The following is a 3557-nucleotide window of genomic DNA, read 5'->3' on the forward strand; positions in this document are numbered from 1 at the left end:
CTAGCATTACAGTTGCGTTTTGGTGTGTGATGTCTGTTGGGTGGCTGTCCTGGGCTTCGGGCCTTGTCGTCGCCGTTTGGGGTGTGCGGTACGGCGTTTGAGATGGGCTTGGCGGGCGGCGGCCTGATGCGCCCGTCGCCAGAGCGACCATGCGATGACGTGAGCGGGCTGGATGCGCCGCTGCGCGAGACGGACCGCGATGCGGCGGATCTCCTGCACTGACCAGCGGATCAATGGGCGCGCGGTCTCGTCCGAGCCGGTCTTTTTGGGGGCGGTGCGTTGGCGTGACGGCGGATCACCGCCAGCAGGGCAAAGGCCATCATCACCAGGCTGACGTGTCGGTGCCAGCCGTGCCAGGAGCGGGTCTCGTTGTGAGCGAGCCCGAGTTCGGTCTTGGCCGTCTCGAACGCATCCTCGATGCTCCAACGCCGTCCCTCGACGTCGACCAGGGTCTGGATCGGCGTGCCGGCCGGGCACCAGGTCGTGAAGTAGAACCGCTCGTCGTCAGCCAGGCTGCGCCGGATCAGGAGCCCCCGCGTCCACAGGCCGGTCTGGTCGTCGGCACCATCGAGGTCGGCCAGTTCGCAGTAGGCCCAGTCGTACAGCCGCGCGCCCTTCGTCCCGTCGCCCGCCGACAGACGCGTCCAGGCCGTCGGAGCAAGGCCGTTCGCGATCGCCTCGGCGGTGCCCGCCACCGGTGGCTTGTCGATCCAGGAATTGAGCCTGTGATCACTCTTGACCCCGAGCACGTAGCCCTTGCCCGCCCGGCGTAGCGCTTGTCCGATGTCGCCGACCCCGTACACGGTATCGGCCGCCACCCAGGAAAACGGCACGTCGGCGGCCATCGCCCGCTCGATCATCGCCAGAGCCAGCCCCGGCTTGGTCGCGAAGGCCGTCCCCTCCGGCACGTGGGCGGCGGCCAGCCGGGCCGGATCCGAAGTCCAGGTCTTGGGCAGGTACAAGGCCCGATCGATGAAGGCATGACCGTGCCGTGAGGCGTAGGCCGCAAACACGCCGATCTGACAGTTCGTAATCTTGCCGGCCGAGCCGGTGTACTGACGATGCACGCCGCACGAGGCTTTGCCCTGCTTGAGGAAGCCGGTCTCGTCGAGGACCAGAACCGCATCTGGGTCGGCCAGCGTCTCCAGGGCATAATCCCGCACCACGTCGCGCAGGGTGTCGGCATCCCAGCGTCCGCGACCGAGCACGGCCTGTTGACGCCAAGGCCCAGGATCGCCCGCGGCTTCCGCCCGCATCCAACCGGTCTTGCGCCGCTCCGTGCCGAGCAGTCCGTCCAGGAACGCGCCCGCCGAGGCGGCGACCCGCTCCTGGGTGAACAGGGGCCGCATGCGCCCCTTCACGTCTCGCAGCGACGAGGCCCACAACTCCAGCGTCGCCTCGACAGAGGTCCCGGTCGTCCATGATGCGCGAATCATGGTGAGGCAGAGATTCAGAACCTCGTCGGAAACGCAACTGTAATGCTAGGGCAGTGACTCAGACGGATGGTTCAGGGGATCGGCTGACGGCGGCGAGGATGTCGGTGGCGGGTTTGGTCCAGACGAGAGGTCTGGCGCGCCGGTTGTGCTCGGCGATGTAGCGTTTGATCGCCGCCTGCAGGTCGACGACGCCGGTGAAGGAGCCTCGCCGCAGCCGACGACGGGTCAGCGCTGAGAAGAAGCCCTCGACGGCGTTGAGCCACGAGGCCGAAGTCGGGGTGAAGTGGAACGTCCAGCGCGGGTGGCGAGCCAGCCAGGCGCGCACCTTCGGATGTTTGTGGGTAGCGACGTTGTCGAGGATCGCGTGGATCGCCTTGCCGGGCGGGACGGCGGCCGCGACGGCGTTGAGGAACCGGACGAACTCACCGCTCCGGTGGCGCTGCATGCAACGGCCGAGCACGGTACCCGCCAAGACATCAAGGGCAGCAAACAGTGTCGTCGTGCCGTGACGGGTGTCGTCATGGGTCTGGGCGGCCGGATGGCCGGGGGCGAGTGGCCGGTCGAGGCGGGTCCGCTCCAGCGCCTGGATCTGGCTCTTCTCATCGATGGACAGCACCACCGCATGGGCCGGCGGATCTTGTGTTGTGCCCGACGACATCCTCGACTTTGGCGGCGAAAGCGGGATCGCGCGAGCGCTTGAACGTGCGCAGACGATGCGGCTGGAGGCGGTGAGCGTCCCGGATCCGCTGCACGGCCCGTAACGAGATCCCGACAGCACGAGCTACGGCACGACCAGTCCAGTGAGTGACCTCGCCCGGCGGCTCCGAGCAGGTCAGCGCCAGGACCTCGGCTACCGTCTCGGTCGAATGGGGCGGCGTGCCGGGTGGACGTGTCTTGTCGCGTAGCAGACCTTCGACACCCGCCTCGGCGTAGCGCTGCTGCCAGCGCCACACGGCCGGGCGGCTGACGCCCGCCCGCCGGGCGACGTCCTGGACGCTCAGGCGCTCGGCCGAGAGCAGGACGATGCGGGCGCGCTGGGTGTGCTTGAGCGGATGGGAGCGGTCGCTGGCGATCGCAGCCAACCGTTCCGCGTCGATCGCATCGAGGAGCACGCATACCGTCTAAGCCATCGCCCAGACTCGCACGGCTCATCGTACGCGTGAATCCTCCGTCCGCGTCAATGCACTAGGTGTACGGTCCCGGGATGAGGTGTGACGGATCGAGCCTGAAGCGATCGGGCTCTTTCGTCCAGGCGTTCAGGATGAACTCGGTGGGCGTCAAGCCGCGCAGCGTCTTGAGCCTGCGGGCATAGTTGTAGGCATCGATGAACAGATGCAGATGCGTTCGCAGCTGAGCATGGCTGTCGTAGTGGTAGCGTTTGACCGTCGCGTCTTTGATCGTACGGTTCATTCGTTCGACTTGCCCGTTGGTCCAAGGGTGGTTCACCTTGGTCAGACGGTGCTCGATGTTATGCTCGTCGCATACACGATCGAAGATGTGCTGACTGTCGTAGATATCCCGCTGGCGTGACGTGAACTGAATGCCGTTGTCCGTGAGCACAGTGTGGATGCGGTAAGGCACCGCTTCGATGAAGTCGCGGAGGAACTGAGCGGCTTCCATCTTGCCGGCGCTCTCGACCAGCCGCACGAAGACGAATTTGCTGGTTCGGTCGATGGCCACGAACAGCCTGAGCTTGCCCTCAGCGGTGCTGACCTCGGCGATGTCGATGTGGACGTAGCCGATGGCGTAACTCGCAAAGCGCTGCTTCTTGGGTTTGTCGCCGTCGATCTCGGGCAATCGGCTGATGCCGTGCCGTTCCAGACAGCGATGCAGCGAGGACCGGGTCAGGTGCGGGATCGTCGGTTGCAGACCATAGAGGCAGTCGTCGAGCGGGAGCAGCGTGTGCCGTCGGAAAGCGACGATGATCGCCTCCTCCTCGAGCGTGAGCACGGTGGAGCGCGGCTCTTTGGGTCCCATCCGGGCATCCGCCGTCGTCGCCCGTTTGCGCCACTTCTGCACCGTCGTCGGACTGACGCCGTAGCGCCGGGCCAGCGCCCTTACGCTCTCTTCACGTAGCTGGATCGCGCGACGGACTGCCTCCGTCGTGGTGGCGCTTCCATG

The 3557-nt window shown here is 66.3% G+C and carries 2 protein-coding genes and 1 pseudogene; all 3 read right to left on the minus strand.

The window, feature by feature from the left end; all coding sequences use genetic code 11:
- Positions 1–230 precede the first annotated feature (230 nt).
- Complete coding sequence (locus tag ACLBWX_RS23020; RefSeq protein WP_447678234.1) at positions 231–1436, minus strand: IS701 family transposase; 1206 nt, start codon at positions 1434–1436, stop codon at positions 231–233.
- Between the two features lie 58 nt (positions 1437–1494).
- Positions 1495–2548, minus strand: a pseudogene (locus ACLBWX_RS23025) (IS630 family transposase).
- A 73-nt stretch (positions 2549–2621) separates the two neighbouring features.
- Positions 2622–3557: IS481 family transposase (locus ACLBWX_RS23030; protein WP_447675420.1), on the minus strand; the 936-nt coding region annotated here is incomplete at its 5' end.

The sequence above is a fragment of the Methylobacterium sp. M6A4_1b genome (assembly GCF_053345175.1).